Annotated in this window: 18 protein-coding genes and 1 pseudogene; 11 read left to right on the top strand and 8 right to left on the bottom strand. The window is 74.9% G+C overall.

Annotated features, from left to right (window positions below):
• Window positions 1-242 precede the first annotated feature (242 nt).
• Entirely contained in the window at window positions 243-635 is a 393-nt protein-coding gene (locus ACPC54_RS14370; protein ID WP_498964947.1) for a WhiB family transcriptional regulator, read from the top strand.
• A gap of 112 nt (window positions 636-747) precedes the next feature.
• On the opposite strand, the gene glpX is transcribed toward ACPC54_RS14370, so the two are convergent.
• Entirely contained in the window at window positions 748-1788 is a 1041-nt protein-coding gene (gene glpX, locus ACPC54_RS14365; protein ID WP_045697680.1) for a class II fructose-bisphosphatase, read from the bottom strand.
• A 214-nt stretch (window positions 1789-2002) separates the two neighbouring features.
• On the opposite strand from glpX, the gene ACPC54_RS14360 reads away from it, so the two are divergent.
• Window positions 2003-2539, top strand: a complete 537-nt coding sequence (locus ACPC54_RS14360) for a DUF4245 domain-containing protein (protein ID WP_498964800.1) — start codon at window positions 2003-2005, stop codon at window positions 2537-2539.
• 78 nt (window positions 2540-2617) lie between these two features.
• Here the strand turns inward: ACPC54_RS14360 and ACPC54_RS14355 are convergent, their stop codons facing one another.
• The 4 genes from ACPC54_RS14355 to ACPC54_RS14340 form a co-directional block, all read right to left on the bottom strand.
• Window positions 2618-3220, bottom strand: coding sequence for a malonic semialdehyde reductase (locus tag ACPC54_RS14355; protein WP_498964798.1), 603 nt, complete (start codon window positions 3218-3220; stop codon window positions 2618-2620).
• Window positions 3221-3330: 110 nt separating this feature from the next.
• Entirely contained in the window at window positions 3331-3588 is a 258-nt protein-coding gene (locus ACPC54_RS14350; protein WP_498964796.1) for an exodeoxyribonuclease VII small subunit, read from the bottom strand.
• A gap of 135 nt (window positions 3589-3723) precedes the next feature.
• Window positions 3724-4959 (bottom strand): exodeoxyribonuclease VII large subunit, encoded by a 1236-nt coding sequence (xseA, locus tag ACPC54_RS14345; protein ID WP_498964794.1) that lies wholly within the window; start codon window positions 4957-4959, stop codon window positions 3724-3726.
• Window positions 4960-5032: 73 nt separating this feature from the next.
• A complete protein-coding gene (locus ACPC54_RS14340; RefSeq protein WP_498964792.1) occupies window positions 5033-6385 on the bottom strand; it encodes an APC family permease in 1353 nt (450 codons plus the stop codon).
• 109 nt (window positions 6386-6494) lie between these two features.
• Between ACPC54_RS14340 and ACPC54_RS14335 the strand changes: the two genes are divergently transcribed.
• Both ACPC54_RS14335 and ppgK read left to right on the top strand, forming a co-directional pair.
• The gene (locus ACPC54_RS14335) at window positions 6495-7469 is read left to right on the top strand and encodes a 4-hydroxy-3-methylbut-2-enyl diphosphate reductase (protein WP_498964790.1); all 975 of its coding nucleotides are present in this window, start codon (window positions 6495-6497) and stop codon (window positions 7467-7469) included.
• A 153-nt stretch (window positions 7470-7622) separates the two neighbouring features.
• The gene (gene ppgK / locus ACPC54_RS14330; protein ID WP_498964788.1) at window positions 7623-8369 is read left to right on the top strand and encodes a polyphosphate--glucose phosphotransferase; all 747 of its coding nucleotides are present in this window, start codon (window positions 7623-7625) and stop codon (window positions 8367-8369) included.
• Window positions 8370-8376: 7 nt separating this feature from the next.
• Here ppgK and ACPC54_RS14325 read toward each other — a convergent pair whose 3' ends face one another.
• Window positions 8377-8994: a DUF6542 domain-containing protein gene (locus ACPC54_RS14325; protein WP_498964786.1), complete on the bottom strand. Its 618-nt coding sequence runs from the start codon at window positions 8992-8994 to the stop codon at window positions 8377-8379.
• 162 nt (window positions 8995-9156) lie between these two features.
• On the opposite strand from ACPC54_RS14325, the gene ACPC54_RS14320 reads away from it, so the two are divergent.
• Complete coding sequence (locus ACPC54_RS14320; RefSeq protein WP_498964784.1) at window positions 9157-9558, top strand: VOC family protein; 402 nt, start codon at window positions 9157-9159, stop codon at window positions 9556-9558.
• Between the two features lie 84 nt (window positions 9559-9642).
• Complete coding sequence (gene ychF / locus ACPC54_RS14315; RefSeq protein ID WP_498964782.1) at window positions 9643-10716, top strand: redox-regulated ATPase YchF; 1074 nt, start codon at window positions 9643-9645, stop codon at window positions 10714-10716.
• Window positions 10717-10851: 135 nt separating this feature from the next.
• Here the strand turns inward: ychF and ACPC54_RS14310 are convergent, their stop codons facing one another.
• Both ACPC54_RS14310 and ACPC54_RS14305 read right to left on the bottom strand, forming a co-directional pair.
• A complete protein-coding gene (locus tag ACPC54_RS14310) occupies window positions 10852-11520 on the bottom strand; it encodes an HAD-IA family hydrolase (RefSeq protein WP_498964780.1) in 669 nt (222 codons plus the stop codon).
• 63 nt (window positions 11521-11583) lie between these two features.
• Window positions 11584-12722: pseudogene (locus ACPC54_RS14305) on the bottom strand (dihydrofolate reductase family protein).
• 170 nt (window positions 12723-12892) lie between these two features.
• Here ACPC54_RS14305 and ACPC54_RS14300 point away from each other — a divergent pair.
• From ACPC54_RS14300 to ACPC54_RS14280, 5 genes are all read left to right on the top strand, one after another.
• Window positions 12893-13714 (top strand): methyltransferase domain-containing protein, encoded by an 822-nt coding sequence (locus ACPC54_RS14300; protein WP_498964778.1) that lies wholly within the window; start codon window positions 12893-12895, stop codon window positions 13712-13714.
• A gap of 184 nt (window positions 13715-13898) precedes the next feature.
• Window positions 13899-15425 (top strand): DUF4190 domain-containing protein, encoded by a 1527-nt coding sequence (locus tag ACPC54_RS14295; RefSeq protein ID WP_498964776.1) that lies wholly within the window; start codon window positions 13899-13901, stop codon window positions 15423-15425.
• Window positions 15426-15585: 160 nt separating this feature from the next.
• A complete protein-coding gene (locus ACPC54_RS14290; protein ID WP_498964774.1) occupies window positions 15586-15756 on the top strand; it encodes an SPOR domain-containing protein in 171 nt (56 codons plus the stop codon).
• 18 nt (window positions 15757-15774) lie between these two features.
• Window positions 15775-16200, top strand: coding sequence for an NUDIX domain-containing protein (locus ACPC54_RS14285; RefSeq protein ID WP_498964772.1), 426 nt, complete (start codon window positions 15775-15777; stop codon window positions 16198-16200).
• A gap of 205 nt (window positions 16201-16405) precedes the next feature.
• Complete coding sequence (locus ACPC54_RS14280; protein WP_498964770.1) at window positions 16406-19213, top strand: SpoIIE family protein phosphatase; 2808 nt, start codon at window positions 16406-16408, stop codon at window positions 19211-19213.
• The last annotated feature ends 155 nt before the right edge of the window (window positions 19214-19368 follow it).

The following is a 19368-nucleotide window of genomic DNA, read 5'->3' as shown; positions in this document are numbered from 1 at the left end:
CACTCCGTAGCCGATTGCGTGCAGGGTGCATGAATCGGGGCCGGGCGGGGTAGTTCCTTCCGCACATCGCTTCTCGTACGGCTGCGCACCGGAGGCGGCCCGGCGGCCGACCCGAGGGTTGGACAGCGGGGGCTCGCAGCCGGGCAGGGGAGCGTGCCCCCGTGTCCGAGAGCCTCGTCAGGAGTACGGCCGTGCTGCATCCGATCGAGTCCCGCACCACCTCGCCAGTCACCGCCGCGCGGCTGCTGGAGCGCCCCCGGGAGGTCCGGCCGCAGTCGCCGTCCCCGGGCGGTGCGGCGGGCGCGCCCACCGGTGCCGGGGCGGGCGAGGACAACCCCTGGCACACCGGTGCGGCGTGCCGCCGGGACGAGGCGGGGCTGTTCTTCGCGCCGTCGAAGGAGCCCACGGCGGCCCGGCTGGCGCGGGAGGAGCAGGCCAAGCGGGTCTGTGCCCGCTGCCCGGTGCTGCTGGAGTGCCGCGAGCACGCGCTGGTCCAGCCGGAGCCGTACGGCGTGTGGGGCGGGCTGACGGCCGCCGAGCGCCGGGTGGTGCTCGCCCGGCGCCGGCGCCGGGACGCGGAGCTGCGGGAGGCGGCCCGGGTGTCGGCGGCCGCGCGCAGCCGGATAGCCGGGTGAGGCCGGGCCCGAGACCCGGCCCCGGCGGCGGACGTGCCGCGGCCCCGGCGGATGGGAATCCCGCCGGGGCCGTGACCTGTGCTCCACCCGGGCCTTGTCGGGCCCGCGGGCCTCAGTTGGCGCGGTCGAAGTCGATCGCGCTGTAGGCCCGCAGCTTCGACAGCTTGTGGGTGGAGTGGATCTCGCGGATCGTGCCGCTCTTGGAGCGCATCACCAGCGAGCTGGTGGTGGCCGTCTCGGAGCGGTAGTGCACGCCGCGCAGCAGCTCGCCGTCGGTGATGCCGGTGGCGACGAAGAACACGTTCTCGCCGCTGACCAGGTCGTCGGTGGTGAGCACCCGGTCGAGGTCGTGGCCGGCGTCGATGGCCTTCTGCCGCTCGGCGTCGTCCTTGGGCCACAGCCGGCCCTGGATCACGCCGCCCATGCACTTCATCGCGCAGGCGGCGATGATGCCCTCGGGGGTGCCGCCGACGCCCATCAGCAGGTCGACGCCGGTGCCCTCGCGGGCGGCCATGATGGCGCCCGCCACGTCGCCGTCCGAGATGAACTTGATCCGGGCGCCCGCCTCGCGGATCTCCCGGACCAGGCCGTCGTGGCGCGGGCGGTCCAGGACGACGACGGTGACGTCCTCGACGGCGCTGCCCTTGGCCTTGGCGACCCGGCGGATGTTGACGGCCGCCGGGGCGGTGATGTCGACGAACTCGGCGGCCTCCGGGCCGGCGACCAGCTTGTCCATGTAGAACACGGCGCTGGGGTCGAACATGGTGCCGCGGTCGGCGACGGCCAGGACGGCCACCGCGTTGTTCATGCCCTTGGCGGTCAGCGTGGTGCCGTCCACCGGGTCCACCGCGACATCGCACTCGGCGCCGGTGCCGTCGCCGACCCGCTCGCCGTTGTAGAGCATGGGCGCCTCGTCCTTCTCGCCCTCGCCGATGACGACCACGCCGTTCATCGAGACGGTCGAGACGAGCGTGCGCATCGCCTTCACGGCGGCGCCGTCCGCGCCGTTCTTGTCGCCGCGGCCGACCCACCGGCCGGCGGCCATCGCGGCCGCCTCGGTGACGCGGACGAGTTCGAGTGCGAGGTTGCGGTCCGGAGCCTCCGGCGCGACCTCCAGGGCGCTGGGAAGGTGGTGCGGGTACTGCGTGGTCATCGTCGTTACCTCTCTGTACGCGACGGCCAGTGAGCGCCCGACTACTGCCTGGTCGAACGCCGTGGTGAGGGTCCTGCGATCGTATCTGCCCACGAGATGACTGTCTGTGGCGCGGGTCGCCATCACGGCGCGGAATCGGCCGTTTCGTCCCCCTTCACCCGGACGTGGACCCCCTGGTGACGGCGCCGGTGTGTGGATGGGTCACCATGTGGGGGTGGCTGGAGAGAGCAAGGGCATGAGGGGTCGGCAGAGCGTACGGGACATGGTCCTGTCGATGCTGGCGGTCGGTTTCGTCGTCGGGGTCGGGTACCTGTTCCTGCCGCACGACGCGGGCAAGGACCCGGTCCACCCGGTCCAGTACCGGGTGGAGGCGGCCTCGGCGAAGCGGGCCGCGCCGTACCAGCTGCTGTCCCCGGAGGGGCTGCCCGACAAGTGGCGCGCCACCTCCGTCAGCTACCAGCCGGCCGCGATCAGCAACGGCAAGGGCAATGCCTGGCACCTGGGCTTCGTGACGCCCTCCGGCCAGTACGCGGCGGTCGAGCAGAGCGACGTCCCGCGCGACGCGCTGCTGGCCGACAAGGTCGCGGGCGGCGAGCCGGACGGCACCTCGCAGGTGGCCGGCCGCACCTGGGACCGGGTGCAGGGCGAGAAGGCCCGCGCGCTGGCCGTGCACGACGGCGCCGGGACGACGGTGCTCACCGGTACCGCCTCCTACGAGGAGCTGGCCGAGCTGGCGCAGGCGCTCAAGTAGGCCCCGGCCCCCCGGCACGCCGAAGGGCCCGCACCCGGACGAACCGGTGCGGGCCCTTTCGCGTGTGCGCGGGGTGCGTCAGACGGTGGTGACGACCTCGTCGTAGGCCAGGCGCGGGGAGCGCGGGTAGAAGGCGTCCTCGGCCGGCTTGCCGATGTTGACCACGGTCAGCACCGAGTGCTCGCCGTCGCCGAAGAACTCCTTGTTGATGCCCTCGGCGTCGAAGCCGGTCATCGGGCCGGCGGCCAGGCCGGCGGCGCGGATGCCGATGATGAAGTAGGCCGACTGCAGCGAGGCGTTCAGCGAGGCGGCGCGCTCACGGACGGCGCGCTCCGAGAAGAAGACGTCCTTGGCCTGCGGGAAGTGCGGGAACAGGGTCGGCAGCTCCTCGTGGAACTCGTTGTCCGCGGCGAGGATGGCGACCAGCGGGGCGGCCTCGGTCTTGGCCTTGTTGCCGTCCGACATGTGCTGGACGAGGCGCGCGCGGCCCTCGGCCGAGCGGACCAGGACGATGCGCAGCGGCGACTGGTTGAAGGCGGTCGGGCCGAACTTGATCAGGTTGTAGATCGCCTGGACCTGCTCCTCGGAGACCGGCTCGTCGGTGAAGGTGTTCGCGGTGTGGGCCTCGCGGAACAGCAGGTCCTGAGCGGCGGCGTCGAGAACCAGGGCGTCGGTGGTCATGCTTGTGCACCTCATGCGGGAGGAGTGGTCATCGGGTGGACCGGCGCGGCCGATCACTCCGTCCAACATAGGTGAAGATTCAACGATTCCCCAAGCGAGTGTGACGCGCGTCACTCCCCGCCCGGTTCCCCGCCCTCCTCGGCGGCCAGTGCGGCGTCCAGTCGGGCCCGGGCGCCGTCCAGCCAGCGCTGGCAGACCTTCGCCAGCTGCTCGCCACGCTCCCACAGAGCCAGCGACTCCTCAAGGGACGTCCCGCCGTTCTCCAGCTGCCGGACGACGTCCAACAGCGCGTCCCGGGCGTGCTCGTAGCCCAGCGCGTCGTCCGGGGTCGGCGCCGCCGCGTCCTGCTGCTCCTGCTGCTCTGCCATGCGTGCCAGCGTAGGGGCTGGCGCCGACAGCCACGGCTCGCGCGCCGACCGCGGCGGGTCCCCGCGCCGGGGAAACCGGGTGCACCCGAACGGCCCGCGGCGCTGGCCTCCGCCGCATGATCGAGGTCCGACCCGCTACTCCGCCGCCGCCGCCCCGGTCCGGTCCGCGGACACGGCCACGTCGAAGCCGCCGCCCGCCACCCGGGCGTGCAGCGCCTCCCCGGCCGCGACCTGCGCCGGGTCCGTCACCACCGAGCCGTCCGCCCGCTGCAGCACCGCGTAGCCGCGCTCCAGGGTGGCCGCCGGGGAGAGCGCGACCACCCGGGCCAGGGTGTGCCCGAGGTCGCTCTGCGCGTGGTCCAGCCGGTGCCGAAGGGTGCGCCGGGCCCGCTCCAGCAGGCCCTCGACCTCCTGGTGGCGCCCGTCCAGCATCCGGTGCGGGGCGGCCATCGAGGGGCGGCTGCGCAGCCCGTCCAGCCCGTGCTGCTCGCGATCGACCCGGGCCTGCACGTGCCGGCGGGCCCGGTCGCGCAGCTGGCGGACCTTGGCCAGTTCCTCGCCGACGTCCGGGACCACCCGTTTGGCGGCGTCGGTCGGGGTCGAAGCCCGCAGGTCGGCGACGAAGTCCAGCAGCGGCTGGTCCGGCTCGTGCCCGATCGCGCTGACCACCGGCGTCCGGGCCGCCGAGACCAGCCGCACCAGCCCCTCGTCCGAGAACGGCAGCAGGTCCTCGACGCTGCCGCCGCCCCGCGCCACGATGATCACGTCCACCTCGGGGTGCTCGTCCAGCTCCCGGACGGCCGCGCACACCCGCTCCACCGCGCTCACGCCCTGCACCGGCACGTTGCGCACCTCGAACCGGACGGCCGGCCAGCGCCGCCGGGCGTTCTCCAGCACGTCCCGCTCGGCCGCCGAGCCCCGCCCGGTGACCAGCCCGACGCACTGCGGCAGGAACGGCAGCCGCTGCTTGCGCGCCTCCGCGAACAGCCCCTCCGCGGCGAGCCGCCGCTTCAGCTGCTCCAGCCGGGCCAGCAGCTCGCCCAGGCCCACCGGCCGGATCTCCGAGGCCCGCAGCGACAGCTGCCCGCGCGCCGCGTACCACTCCGGCTTGGCGTGCACGACGACCCGAGCGCCCTCCTGCACCACGTCCGCGACCTGGTCGAACACCGAGCGGAAGCAGGTCACCGTGAGCGACACGTCCGCCTGCGGGTCGCGCAGGGTCAGGAACACCACGCCCGCCCCGGGCCGGCGGCTGAGCTGGGTGATCTGCCCCTCGACCCACACCGCGCCGAGCCGGTCGATCCAGCCGCCGATCAGCGCGGAGACCTTGCCGACCGGGAGCGGGGCTTCGGGGGAGCTGGAGTTGGCCATGCGTACGAGGCTAGCGGCGCCCGCCGACACCGGTGGGACGCCCGCGCGCGGACGGCGCCGGGGCGCCCGCGCCTCAGCGGCGCCCGCCGACCGGCCCCGTCCCCTGGACGCCGAGCACCACCAGCCCGACCGCCAGCCAGGCCAGCCCGACCAGCTGCGCCGTGGTCGAGGCCTCGTACACGACCGCGCCGATCACCGCGATGCCCAGCACCGGTACGACCAGGTGCCGCAGCCGGTCCCGGGAGCCGTGCCGCACGGTGTACCAGCCGACCACCGAGGCGTGCAGCAGCGCGAAGGCGGCCAGTGCGCCGACGTTCACCACCGAGGTGAGCCGGTCCAGCCCGTCGTCCCGGTTGGCGGCCCAGACCGCCGCCGCCATGGTGATCACCGCGGCCGTCAGCACCGCCCGGCGCGGCACCGCGCTGGCCGGGTCGACCGTGCCGAGCGCCCGCGGCAGCCGTCCGTCCCGGCCCATCGCGAAGACCAGCCGCCCGGCCGCCGCCTGCCCGGCCAGCGCCGCGAAGGCCGCACCGATCGCCTTGCTCGCCGCCACCAGGACGTGCAGCCAGTGCCCGATCCCGCTCTCCACCGTGTCGTAGAAGGCCGAGCCCTGGGCGGCGGGATCGGCGGCCAGCCGCTGCGGGGTGGTCGGCTCCAGCAGTGCGGCCAGGTAGGTCTGCGCGACGAACAGCACCCCGGCCAGCGCCAGGCACCACAGCACCGCCCTCGCCACCGCCGCCGAGGCGCCGACCGCCTCCTCGACGAAGGTGGCGATCGCGTCGAAGCCCAGGTAGGAGAGCACCGCGACGGACACCGCCGAGATCACCGCGGTGAGCGAGAAGTCGCCGACCGCGGTGAACGGGGTGTCCCAGCCGCGCTGCGCGCCGCCCTGGGCCAGCGCCACCGCGGCGGCGGCCGTGAACACCAGCAGCACCGCGATCTCCAGCGCCAGCACCGCGAAGCCGACCGCCGCCGCGGTGCGCACCCCGACCAGGTTGAGCGCCGTGGTGACGACCACCGCGAGCGCCGTCCACACCCAGCGCGACACGTCCGGCACCAGCGAGTGCAGCGCGATCCCGGCGAACAGGTACGCCACCGCGGGGATCAGCAGGTAGTCGAGCAGCGCCATCCACCCGGCGAGGAAGCCCGCCCCCTCGCCGAGCCCGGCCCGCGCGTAGGCGAACACCGAGCCGGCCTGCGGCACCGCGCGCACCATCTGCGCGTACGAGGAGGCGGTGAAGCCCATCGCCACCGTGGCGGCCAGGTAGACCGCGGCGACGGCGCCGTGGCTCCGGGCGTCCAGCACACCGAACACGCCGACCGGGGCCATCGGGGCGATGAACAGCAGCCCGTAGACCATCAGGTCGCGCACGCCCAGGCTGCGGCGCAGGCCGCTCGGGCCCGGCTGCTCGTTCACAGCGCTCATGGACACCAGATTCGATCACCGATGACCGGTTCCGCCCGGGAAGTTCCGCCAGTCGGTACCGCCCGGCGCCGCGACCGGCGGGGCCCGCCACCGCCCGTACGATGGAGCCATGTCGAATTCCGCGCAGCGCCGTGTCCTGCTCGCCGCCCCCCGGGGCTACTGCGCGGGCGTCGACCGCGCCGTGATCGCCGTCGAGAAGGCCCTGGAGCAGTACGGGGCCCCGATCTACGTCCGCAAGCAGATCGTCCACAACAAGTACGTGGTGCAGACCCTGGAGAAGCAGGGCGCGATCTTCGTCGACGAGACCGAGGAGGTGCCGGCCGGCTCGATCGTCGTCTTCTCCGCGCACGGCGTCGCCCCGTCCGTCCACGACGAGGCGAAGGCCGGCAAGCTCGCCACCGTCGACGCCACCTGCCCGCTGGTCACCAAGGTGCACAAGGAGGCCGTGCGCTTCGCCGACGAGGGCTTCGACATCCTGCTGGTCGGCCACGAGGGCCACGAGGAGGTCATCGGCACCATGGGCGAGGCCCCGGACCGCATCCACCTGGTGGACGGCGCCGAGGACGTCGCGCAGGTGAAGGTCCGGGACGAGTCCAAGGTCGTCTGGCTGTCCCAGACCACGCTGTCCGTGGACGAGACCATGGCCACCGTCGGCGAGCTGAAGAAGCGCTTCCCGGCGCTGGTCAGCCCGCCCAGCGACGACATCTGCTACGCGACCCAGAACCGCCAGGTCGCCGTCAAGCAGCTGGCCGAGGAGACCGACCTGCTGATCGTGGTCGGCTCCAAGAACTCCTCCAACTCCGTCCGCCTGGTCGAGGTCGGCCTGGAGTACGGCGCCAAGGCCGCCCATCTGGTGGACTTCGCCGAGGAGATCCGGGAGGAGTGGCTGGAGGGCGTCACCACGGTCGGCCTGACCAGCGGCGCCTCGGTGCCGGAGATCCTGGTCGACGGCGTGCTGGCGTGGCTGGCCGAGCGCGGCTACGACACCGTCGAGACGGTCAAGACCGCCGAGGAGCACCTGACCTTCTCGCTGCCCAAGGAGCTGCGCCGCGACCTGCGCGCCGAGGCCGCCGGCAAGCTGTAGCCCGTCGCCGAGGACCCGGTGCCCCCGCGGGGCGCCGGGTCCTCCGTCGTTCCGCCCGCATTTCCGCTGTGCGGGCCGGTGCGCCCTCTCGTAGTTTTGTGCACAGGCTGTGGACGGACGGGGCGGCAGCCCCCGGCGCGGAGGGTGGTCGTGATGACGGCGGTATTCGGCGTGGACATCGGCGGTTCGGGGATCAAGGGCGCCCCGGTCGACCTCGCCCGGGGCGTGCTCGCCGAGGAGCGGTACAAGGTGTTCACCCCGCAGCCGTCCGCACCCGAGGCCGTCGTCGAGGCCGTCCGCGAGGTGGTGCGGCACTTCGACCACCAGGGCCCGGTCGGGCTGACCTTCCCCGGCGTGGTCGTCGGCGGCTGCACCCGGACCGCGGCCAACGTGGACAAGGGCTGGATCGGCCTGGACGCCGCGGGTCTGTTCCGCGAGGCGCTGGACCTGCCCGCGACCGTCCTCAACGACGCCGACGCGGCCGGGATCGCCGAGACCGCGCACGGCGCCGGGCGGGGCGAGCGCGGCGTCGTCCTGGTGCTCACCTTCGGCACCGGCATCGGCAGCGCGCTCTTCGTGGACGGCGTACTGGTGCCCAACACCGAACTCGGCCACCTGGAGCTGCGCGGCAAGGACGCCGAGCGCCGGGCCTCCTCGGCCGCCAAGGAGCGGCACGGGCTGGACTGGGAGCAGTGGGCCGGGCGGGTCGACGAGTACCTGGACGTGGTGGAGATGCTGTTCTCGCCGCAGCTGATCGTGATCGGCGGCGGGGTGAGCCGCAAGCACCAGAAGTTCCTGCCGCTGCTGCGCGAGCGCGGGGCGCGGGTGGTGCCCGCCGAGCTGCGCAACGACGCGGGCATCGTCGGGGCCGCCATGGCGGCGGCCCGGGCGGCGGGCTGAGCGCCCGCTACCGCGCGCGGTGGATCCGGCGCTGGGCGACGAAGCGGGCCAGCACGATCAGCGCGGCCAGCCCGGTGCCGGAGAACAGCCAGCCGGCCCGCAGCGCCAGCCCGGTCGCCAGCGCCACCACCTGGGCGGTGACGCCCGAGGAGTTGACGGGCGCGAGCAGCAGCAGCGCGGCCGCGAAGGCGATCGGCCCGCTGATCGGCGCGGCCAGCAGGTCGGCGTAGCGCACCCGGACGGCCAGCTGGAAGCAGACCACCAGGTAGCCGAGGCCGAACAGCCAGCCGAGGCCGTCGAACAGCAGCCGGTCCAGGCCCGCGACGGCGAGCGTGGCCAGCACCGCGACCACACCGGTGCCGACCGCCGTCAGCCTGGTCGGCCGCCCGGTCCGCCGCCGCCCGTACAGCGCGGCGTCGCCGCGCCCGCGCAGCCGCAGCCGCAGCCGCAGCCGGGGGGTGGCCGGGCGGGCGGCGGGCTGGCCGGCCACCGGCCGCAGCCGGGTGGCGGGGGCGGCGGGGGCTCCTTCGGGAGCCCGGCCGGGACCGGGGACGGAGGCCCCGGCCGCGCCGCTGCGCGGACGACGTCTGGGCCCTGGCGGCTGGGTACGGGTGCTCTGCTCCACCCGCCCAACGTACGGTCGGATCATCGCCACACTGTGTAATGGACCGTTCAGGTCTTGTCCCGTGTCTCCGGACGTAGTAGTCCTGTGATCGTCGCGCAGGGGGTCGACCCGCTCGGCCGAGTCGACGCTTCATGATCATCTGATGACCGTACGGGGGCCGGCATGACCGCCGAGACCACAGACTTCACCTTCGAACGCCTGGACCACTTCCAGCTCGACATCCCGGCCGGCGCCGAGGACCGGTGCCGGGCCTTCTGGGTCGGCGTCCTCGGCATGACCGAGCTGGCCAAGCCCCCGGTGCTCGCGGCCCGCGGCGGCTGCTGGTTCCGCGGCGGCGGCGTCGAGGTCCACCTGGGCGTCACCCCCGACTTCCGCCCGTCCGTCAAGGGCCACCCGGGCATCCTGGTCCGCTCCCTGGACGCCCTCGCCGCCCGCCTCACCGCGCACGGCCACGAGGTGACCTGGGACGACAACCTGCCCGACCACCGCCGCTTCCACGCCGCGGACCCGCTGGGCAACCGGCTGGAGTTCCTGGAGCCGCGGGCGGCCTCGACCGAGGCGTGAGCGCGGCTTGGGGCTGCCCGTAGACTTGGGGGTCGGCCCGTACGGTGCCGACCCAACTCCTCCAAGCCCACGGGACTGCGCTTCATGTCGCTCACGATCGGAATCGTCGGCCTGCCGAACGTCGGCAAGTCGACCCTGTTCAACGCCCTGACCAAGAACGACGTGCTGGCGGCCAACTACCCGTTCGCCACCATCGAGCCGAACGTCGGCGTCGTCGGCGTCCCGGACGAGCGGCTGACCAAGCTCGCCGAGATCTTCGGCTCGCAGCGCATCCTCCCGGCCACCGTCGACTTCGTCGACATCGCCGGCATCGTGCGCGGCGCCAGCGAGGGCGAGGGCCTGGGCAACAAGTTCCTCGCGAACATCCGCGAGTCGGACGCGATCTGCCAGGTCGTGCGGGCCTTCACCGACCCCGACGTGGTGCACGTGGACGGCAAGGTGTCGCCCAAGGACGACATCGACACCATCCACACCGAGCTGATCCTGGCCGACCTCCAGACCATCGAGAAGGTCCTGCCCCGGCTCCAGAAGGAGGCGCGCCTCAAGAAGGAGACCGCCCCCGTCCTGGCCGCCGCCGAGGCCGCGCAGGCCGTCCTGGAGACCGGCAAGACCCTCTTCGAGGCCGGCTTCGACACCGCGCCGATCCGCGAGCTCCACCTCCTCACCGCCAAGCCCTTCCTCTACGTCTTCAACGTGGACGAGGCCGAGCTGGCCGACGAGGACTTCAAGAACGCCCAGCGCGAGCTGGTCGCCCCGGCCGAGGCGATCTTCCTCAACGCCAAGATCGAGTCCGAGCTGATCGAGCTGGACGACGCCGAGGCCCTCGAACTCCTCCAGTCCATGGGCCAGGAGGAGCCCGGCCTCGCCACCCTCGCCCGCGTCGGCTTCGACACCCTCGGCCTGCAGACCTACCTCACGGCCGGCCCCAAGGAAGCCCGCGCCTGGACCATCAAGAAGGGCGCCACCGCCCCCGAGGCCGCCGGTGTCATCCACACCGACTTCCAGAAGGGCTTCATCAAGGCCGAGGTGATCGCCTTCACCGACCTGGTCGAGACCGGCTCCACCGCCGAGGCCCGCGCCAAGGGCAAGGCCCGTATCGAGGGCAAGGAATACGTCATGCAGGACGGCGACGTCGTGGAGTTCCGCTTCAACGTGTGATCGTTTCGCCACTGCATGGCACCTGATTGACAAGTGTGCAGGTCGGAGAGGGTCGGACTCCATGGAGTCCGACCCTCTCCTCGTCTCCTGCGGAAGACCCCCCCGCGGTCCGAGGGTGCCGCGCGGGGCAGTCGGTCAGGGGTGGACGGTGAGGGTGAGGGTGCCGTCCGGGTGGGGGGTGACGGTGACGGTGTCGAGGGTGGGGGTGTGGGCGTCCGGGTGGTGGGGGGTGGCGCGGGGGCCGACGCCGAGGACGGGGACGCCGGCGGCGCGGGCGGCGGCGATGCCGGCGCCGGAGTCCTCCAGAGCGAGGCAGTCGGCGGGGGCGAAGCCGAGGGCGGCGGCGCCCTTGAGGAAGCCCTCGGGGTCGGGCTTGCTGGCGCCCACGGATTCGGCGGTGATCAGGACGGGCGGCAGCGGGAGGCCGGCGGCGGCCATCCGGATGCGGGCGAGCGCCAGGTCGGCGGAGGTGACCAGGGCGTGCGGCAGGTCGGCCAGGGCGGCGAGGAAGGCGGGCGCGCCCGGGACGGGGACGACGCCCTCGGTGTCGGCGCGCTCCTCGGCGAGCATCTGCTCGTTCTCGGCGAGGTTGACCTCCATCGGGCGGTCTGGGAAGAGGGCGGCCATGGTCGCGTGGCCCTGGCGGCCGTGGACGACCTCCAGCGCGGCGACGGGGTCGAGGCCGTGCCGCACGGCCCAGGCGCTCCAGCAGCGTTCGACCACGGCGTCGGAGTTGACCAGGGTGCCGTCCATGTCCAGGAGGAGGGCGCGGGCGGTCAGCCGGATGGGGGCGGCGGCGGGCATGGGTGGCTCCTAGGGGCCTCGGCGGCAGAAGGCGAATCTTTTGTATCCGTATGATACAAAAGATCATCCGAGCAGATGGGCGTTGACCGCCCGGGCCTCCTCCGCCAGCTCCGGCAGCTCCACCACCTCGACCCCGGCCGCCGTGAGCAGCGCGGCGCCCTCGCAGTCGGTGACGAACAGGTCCGGTTCGCGCCAGGCGACCACCACCCGCGGCACGCCGGCCGCGATCAGCAGCCGGGCGCACGGCTGCGGCCGCGAGGCGCGCCGCCCGCAGGGCTCCAGGCTGCTGTAGACGGTCGCGCCGCGCAGCCTCGGGTCGCCGGCCGGGAGCTTGGCCAGGGCCGCCTCCTCGGCGTGGTCGTGCGGGTCCGTCTCCCGGCTGTGGCCCTCGGCCAGCACCGTGCCGTCCGCGCCGACGATCACCGCGCCGACCGAGAAGGCCGTGCTGGAGGGCGGGCAGCGGCGGGAGAGCTCGACCGCCCGGCGCAGGTGGGCGAGGTCGGCGGCGGGGCTGGTCACGGGGCGGGCTCCTTCGGGGCGTATCTGAGCAGGACGACGTCGCCCACGGTACGTGCCTCCAGCAGTCGCATCCGCCGGGCCGGACCGCCCGGGAACGCCGCCGGGCCGACGAACCGCGGCGCCCCGGCCTGCCCGACCAGCAGCGGGGCGACGGCCAGCTGCAGCTCGTCCGCGAGGCCCTGGGCGAGGAACTGGGTGTGCACCCCGCCGCCGCCCTCGACCATCAGCCGGCGCACGCCGCGCGCGCCCAGGTCGTCCAGCACCGCGCCGAGGTCGACGGCCGGGCCGAGCGCGGCCACCTCGGCCAGTCCGTCCAGCCGGGGGCGCAGCACCGTCGCCCCGGCGTCCGTGGTGTAGGCGAGTTTGGCGCCGCCGGTGTGCCAGAACCGCAGGCCGGCGTCGAGCGCGCCGCTCGCGCTGAGCGTCACCTTCAGCGGGTGCTCGGGGCGGCCGGCGGCGAGCCGGGCGGCCCGTCGCGCCGGGGAGTTGACGAGCAGTCGCGGGTTGTCGGTGCGCAGGGTGTTGCCGCCGACCAGGATCGCGTCGGCGGCCGCGCGCTCCTCGTCGACCCGGTCGAAGTCGGCGGCGTTGGAGAGCAGCAGACGGTCGGGCGAGGCGTCGTCGAGGTGGCCGTCGAGCGACATGGCGGCGCTGAGCAGGACGAAGGGGCGCTGGCCGGGCATGGGCGGGACCGTTCTGTCGGGTGGCTCCACGGTACGGCGGGCGGGTGCCGGGCGGCCCCTGCCCGGTCGGAATGTGAGACGAATCTTCTCGTGATGTGGAACATCGGCTAGCGTCTGCACGGCGCGGGAAGCCGTCGCGCCGGAAGCCGAGCACGCATCAGGGGGACCTCATGACCGCGCCGAAGCCCGCCGCCACCGTCTACACCCACGGCCACCAGGAGGCGGTGCTGCGCGCGCACCGCTCCCGCACCGCCGCCGACTCGGCCGCCTACCTGCTGCCCGAACTGCGGGCCGGGCAGGCCCTGTTGGACGTCGGCTGCGGGCCCGGCACGATCACCGCGGACCTGGCCGAGCTGGTCGGCCCCGAAGGGCGGGTGGTCGCCGTGGACACCTCCGCCGAGGTACTGGCCCAGGCCGCCGGGCACGTCGCCGGGCGCGGGCTCGCCAACGTCGCCTTCGAGTGCGCGGACGTCCACCGACTGCCGTACTGGGACGGCGAGTTCGACGTGGTGCACGCCCACCAGACGCTGCAGCACGTGGCCGACCCGGTGGCGGCGCTGCGCGAGCTGCGCCGGGTGACGGCGCCCGGCGGGGTGGTCGCGGTCCGCGACGTCGACTACGCGTCGATGACCTGGTACCCCGAGGTGCCCGAGCTGGGCCGGTGGTCGGAGCTGTACCGGCAGGTCGCCCGGGCCAACGGCGGCGAGCCGGACGCCGGTCGGCGGCTGCTCTCCTGGGCCCGCGCGGCCGGCTTCGCCGAGGTGACCGCGAGCGCCACCACGTGGACCTTCGCGACGCCCGAGCGCCGCGCGTGGTGGGGCGGGATGTGGGCGGACCGGGTCACCGGCACCGCGTTCGGACGGACGGCGGTGGAACGCGGCTTCGCGGACCGGGCGGAGCTGGAGCGGATCGCGGCCGGCTGGCGGGAGTGGAGCGCCGCCGGGGACGGCTGGTTCTCCATGCTGCACGGCGAGATCCTGGCGCGCGGCTGAGCGGCTGAGCGGCTTCGGGCGCACCCGCCCGAAATGGCGCGGCGGATCGTCGGAATGATCGGATAGAGTCGCGCGGCCGCTCGATTCCGGGCCGGTTCGGGTCCGTCCGACCGTCCGGGGAAGCGGACCGACGAGTCGAACTGCCGGAGCCGATGCCCGTCACGGCGGGGTGGGGGAGTCCAAGGTGTCGAAGTCCGAGCTGCCGGAGCCGGGGCCGGAGTCGCCCGCCGGGGAAGCCGCGACGGAACGCGAGCACGAGCCGGAGCACGGGCACGAGCCGGAGCACGGGCACGAGCCGGAGCACAGCCCGGAGCACGGCCCGGAGTACGCCGCTGAGCGCGAGTCGGCCTCGGCGCGGGCGGAACGGGACCCGCGGGTCGACCTCCTGAAGGCCCCGGCGGAGTCCGCGGACGACGAGGCACCCGCTCAGCCCAAGGCCCCCGAGGCCCCCGAGGCCCCCGAGGCCCCCGAGGCACCCCCCGCCGCCCCGCCGCAGGCCGTCCCCTTCCCGTCCGCCGCCCCGCCGCAGCCGCCGCCCCCGCCGCTGCCCGCCGGCGGCTGGGCCTCGGTGCCGCCCTCGGCCGTGTCCGGCCTCCAGCCGGCCCCGCACCCGCCCGCGCCGCCCGCGCCGCCCGGGCACCCGTACCCGTACCCCGCGGCCGTCCCCACCGCGACGCCGACCAACGGCCTCGCGGTGGCCGCGCTGGTGGCCGGCCTGGTGCTGGCCGCGCCGGTGGCGCTGGTCCTCGGCATCCTCGCGCTGACCCAGATCAAGCGCCGCCGGGAGCACGGCTTCGGCATGGCCGTGGCGGGCGTGGTGCTCGGCACGGTCGGCACGGTGGTCGCGTCGCTCCTCCTGGGCGCCGCGGACTTCGGCCCGGCGCGCGACGACTCCTTCGCCCGCGGTGGCGGGAAGGCCCCGGCCGGCGCCGTGCACTGGTCCGAGCTGAGGGCCGGGGACTGCTACAACGACACCGGCGACGGCGCCGTGACCAACCCGGGCGGCGACGACACGGTGTACTGGGTGCGCCGGGTGCCCTGCGCGGAGCCGCACCACGGCGAGGTGGCCGGCGGCGCGGACCTCCCGGTGACGGACGGCTCGTCCTTCCCGGGCGAGACGGAGCTCCGCTCCCGCGCCGCCGAGGTGTGCCGCCCGGTGCTCGACGAGTACGCGCTCGACCAGTGGGCCGTGCCGGACGGCATGGACGATGTCTACCTCTACCCGACCCGCACCACCTGGGGCCGCGGCGACCGCCGCGTCACCTGCGCCTTCGAGGACCGCGACGACCAGCACGTGGGGACGGTCCGCACCGACCGGCGCAGCCTGAACGCCGCCCAGCTGGCGTACCTGGAGGCGGCCCGCGGCTTCAACCGTGCCTCCGCCGGCCGGCCGGCCGAGGACCCGTCGCACGCCCCCGCCGAGTACCGGGACTGGGCCCGGCGGATGGCCGACGCCTCCCGGGCCGAGGCCGCCGCGCTGAACAAGCCGTCCGTGGCCTGGCCGGCCGAGGTCGCGCCGAAGGTCGCCAAGCTGGCCGCGGCCAAGGAGCAGGCGGCGACCGCCTGGAGCGACGCGGTGTCCGGCACCGACCTGGCCGGCGACATCCGTCGGGCCGAGGGGCTGCAGATCAAGTCGATGAGCCTCAGTACGGAGATCCGGCGCGGGCTGGGCCTGTCCACCGGCGAGCAGGTGCCCGACCTACGGGTCTGACCCGTGCGTCAGACCCGCGGGTCCGACCGGCCCGGCCGCCCCGGCCCGGGGTTACTCACCGTTAACAACGCCCGTACGCGCCGGTAGCGCGCCGGGCGTAGGGTCACGGGCGCGGCCCCGGCCCGACCCCCACGCGGGCCGGGGGCCGTACGCTGGCGCCATGGTCAGCCACCGGGTGATGCGGCAGGACGACAACGGCAACCGCTTCCTGGTCGCGAAGGGGCTGGCGCGGGCCGAGGCGGAGCGCTTGGCCGCCGAGTTCGAGGCCCGCGGCCACAAGCAGCTGTACTGGGTGGAAGCCGAGGCGGACGGCGAAGGCGCCGAGGCCTGAGGCCGTAGGGTTCGGGGCATGGACGAGGCCCCCGAGCACCCTTCCCAGGACACCGCCCCCCGGATCGTCGTCGGCGGCGCGCTGGTCCACCACGGCCGGGTGCTGGCCGCCCGGCGCAGCACGCCCGCGGCGGTGGCCGGGCGCTGGGAGTTCCCCGGTGGCAAGGCCGAGCCGGGCGAGACCGAGGTGCAGGCGCTGGAGCGCGAGCTGCTGGAGGAGCTGGGCGTACGGGCCCGGGCGCTGAGCCGGCTGCCCGGCGCGTGGACCGTCCGCCCCGGCCTGGAGCTGCGGTTCTGGACCGCCGAGCTGCTGGCCGGCGAGCCGCGCCCGCTCCAGGAGCACGACGAGCTGCGCTGGCTGGGCCCGGACGAACTGGACGCCGTCGACTGGATCGGCCACGACCGCGAGGTCCTGCCGCACGTCGCGCCGCTGCTGCGCCCCTGACGACCGCGGCCCGGGGGCGGCTCCGCGGCGGCGGGCGGCCCGGCGACGCGCAGAGCGCCCGGGTAGGTCAATCGGACAAGAGGACGCGGCGCCCGGGATAGCCTGGGCCCCGCTGGGTATGTCACTATTCGGCCCAATTCGTCACCATCGGTGAGCCGTCCCCAGCCGGCGGCGCCGATCCCGACCAGAGCCGGAGGCCTCGACGGTGCCGAGTACCGGGAGCGGTCGCGGGGGAGAGCGGCGGGCAGGCACCGCGGGGAGCGCCGCCGCCCGCGCCCGGCTGCGCAGGGGCGGCCGCCCCGGCACCCCGCAGCCGTCGCCCGGCCGCCGCCGCGCCGCCGCCGCACCCGGCCCGGCCACCGCGCCGACCGCGCCCGCCGAACCGGCCCCGCCCGCGGCCCCGCCCGTCCGACCCGCTCCCACCCTGGCCGTCCCCCCGGGCGCCGACCCGGCCGCCCCCGACGCCGCCGCCCCGGCCGGCCTGCGCAGCCGCCCCGGCCGGCCGTTCCCCGGCGGGCCCGCCGACACCCCGTACGGCCTCGCCGCGCCCCCCGAGGGCAGCCTGTTCGACATGCTCAAGGTCGCCATCGCGATCCTGGACACGGCCGGCCGCGTGGTGCTCTGGAGCCCCGCCGCCGAGGAACTGCTCGGCTGGCCCAGCGAGCTGCTGGTCGGCCGCCGGATCGAGGAGCTGATCCCCGACCAGGAGCAGGTCGGCCGGATCCGGGCCGCCGTGCAGGACACGCTGCGGCACGGCCGCTGGGCCGGCAACGCCGAGCTGCGCGACCGGGAGGGCGTGCCCGTCCCGGTGGACGCCCGGATCTCCCTCCTGGTGGACGGCGACGGCACCCCGTTCCTGCAGGTCAGCCTGGCCGAGGCGACCGCCGTCCGGGCGATCGAGCGGGACCTCGCGGTGCGTGACGCGCTGTTCGAGCAGTCCCCGCTGGGCATCGCCGTCCTGGACACCGACCTGCGCTACACCGCCGTCAACCAGACCCTCGCCGAGATGAACGGCGTCGCCCTGGACGACCACGTCGGCCGCACCACCGGCGAGACCCTGCCCGAGCGGGCCGCCGACGAGATCACCGCCATCCAGCGCCAGGTGCTGGCCACCGGCGAGCCGGTCATCGACGTCACCCTCGCCTCCCCGGTCACCTCCCGGGCCGGCTACCGCTCGATCTCCTACAGCCGGATGACCGACCGCTCCGGCCGGGTGCTCGGCATCTCCGGCACCGTCATGGACGTCACCGAGCGCTACCGGGCGGTCGCCAAGGTCGAGCACGCCCGGCGCCGGCTGTCGCTGCTCAACGAGTTCGGCTCCCGGGTCGGCGACCTGCTCGACGCCTCCCGGATCGCCCAGGAGCTCGCCAACTCCGTCGTCCCCCGGCTCGCCGACCACTCCGCGGTGATCCTGCTGCAGGCCGTCGCGCACGGCGACGACCTGCCCCGGCACGGCCACGACCGCCGCACCTCGCTGCTGCAGCTCGGCACCGCCTCCGTCCAGGACGGCCCCGAGGTCGAGGTGATGCTCCGCCGCGGCGCCCGGATCACCTTCGCCGAGGACTCCGCCTGCGGCCGGGTGCTGCGCACCGGCGTGCCCGAGCTGCTGTCCGGCGCCGACCAGCTCGACGACGTCACCTACCCCGGCGACCCCAAGACCCAGGCCGCCCACGACCTCGGCGTGCACGCGATGCTGGTCGTCCCGCTGCGCGCCCGCGGCATCGTGATCGGCCTGCTGCTGGTCAGCCGGGCCGGCTACCGCGAGGGCTTCGACCGGGACGACCTCGCCTTCACCGTCGAACTCGCCGACCGGGCCGGCAGCTCGCTGGACAACGCCCGCCTGTACGCCCGCGAGCGCACCGCCGCGCTCACCCTCCAGCGCACCCTGCTCCCGCAGCAGGTCCCGCAGCCCACCGGCGTCGAGGTCGCCTACCGGTACGTGCCCGGCAGCAGCGGCACCGAGGTCGGCGGCGACTGGTTCGACGTCATCCCGCTGCCCGGCGACCGCACCGCCCTGGTGGTCGGCGACGTGATGGGCCACGGCCTGCGGGCCGCCGCCACCATGGGCCGGCTGCGCACCGCCGTCCGGGTGCTGGCCGCCCTCGACCTGCCGCCGGACGTGCTGCTGCGGCACGTCCACGAGCTGGCCGACGACCTCGCCCAGGGCCCGGACGAGGCGCTGCTCGCCACCTGCGTCTACGCGGTGTACGACCCGGGCACCGCGATGCTGACCGTCGCCAAGGCCGGGCACATCCCGCCGGTGCTGGTGGTGCCCGGCGAGGAGGCCGAGGAGCCGACCCGAACCGGCAGCCCGCTGCCCGGCGGATCCGGCCGGATCCTCGACCTGCCCTCCGGCGCGCCGCTCGGTGTCGGCGGCGTTCCGTTCGAAGCCGTCGAACTGAAGATCCCCGAGGGCAGCCTGCTCGCCCTGTGCACCGACGGCCTGGTCGAGTCCCGGGACAAGGACCTGGACGTCGGCCTCGGCCGCCTCGTCACCGTGCTCCAGGATCCGTTCGCCTCCATCCAGGCCGCCTGCGAGGCGGTGCTCGACACCATGGAGCAGGGGCGCGAGCCGGACGACGTCGCGCTGCTGCTGGCCCGGCTCGGCCACGGCCAGGCCGGCACCCCCACCGCCGGCTGGACCCTGCCGGCCGAGCCGACCGCCGTCTCCCGGGCCCGCCGGCTGGTCCGCGGCACGCTCGCCGAGTGGGGCGTCGAGGAGCTGACCGACACCGCGGAACTGCTGGTCAGCGAGCTGGTCACGAACGCCGTCCGGTACGCCAGCGCCCCCATCGGGCTGCGGCTGACCCTCGGCGAGACCCTGCTGGTCGAGATCTCCGACCCGCTGCCCGACCCGCCCCGCGAGCGGCACGCGGCCGAGGCCGACGAGGGCGGCCGGGGCCTGGAACTGGTCCGCCGGCTCGCGCTGCGGTGGGGCGCCCGGGCCGAGGGCATCGGCAAGGTGGTCTGGTTCGAGCAGGAGCTGCCGGCCCGCGGGCCATCGACGCCGTGAGGCCGACCGGCCCCTCGCGGGGGCCGAGACGCATATGCCATCCCGGGCGCTGGGGGAGCGCGCACCCCGGAAGGGGGCGCGGACGTGGCATTGTGGTTGCGCGGGCGGTAGGACAAAAACCTTCGCCCGATCTGATGTTGTGATGTTGAGGGCGT

It is taken from the genome of Kitasatospora sp. NPDC094028, from assembly GCF_049543595.1.
Classification (GTDB): Bacteria; Actinomycetota; Actinomycetes; order Streptomycetales; family Streptomycetaceae; genus Kitasatospora.
The sequence above is the reverse complement of the archived record's forward strand: the minus strand, read 5'-3'. Positions and strand labels throughout refer to the sequence as shown.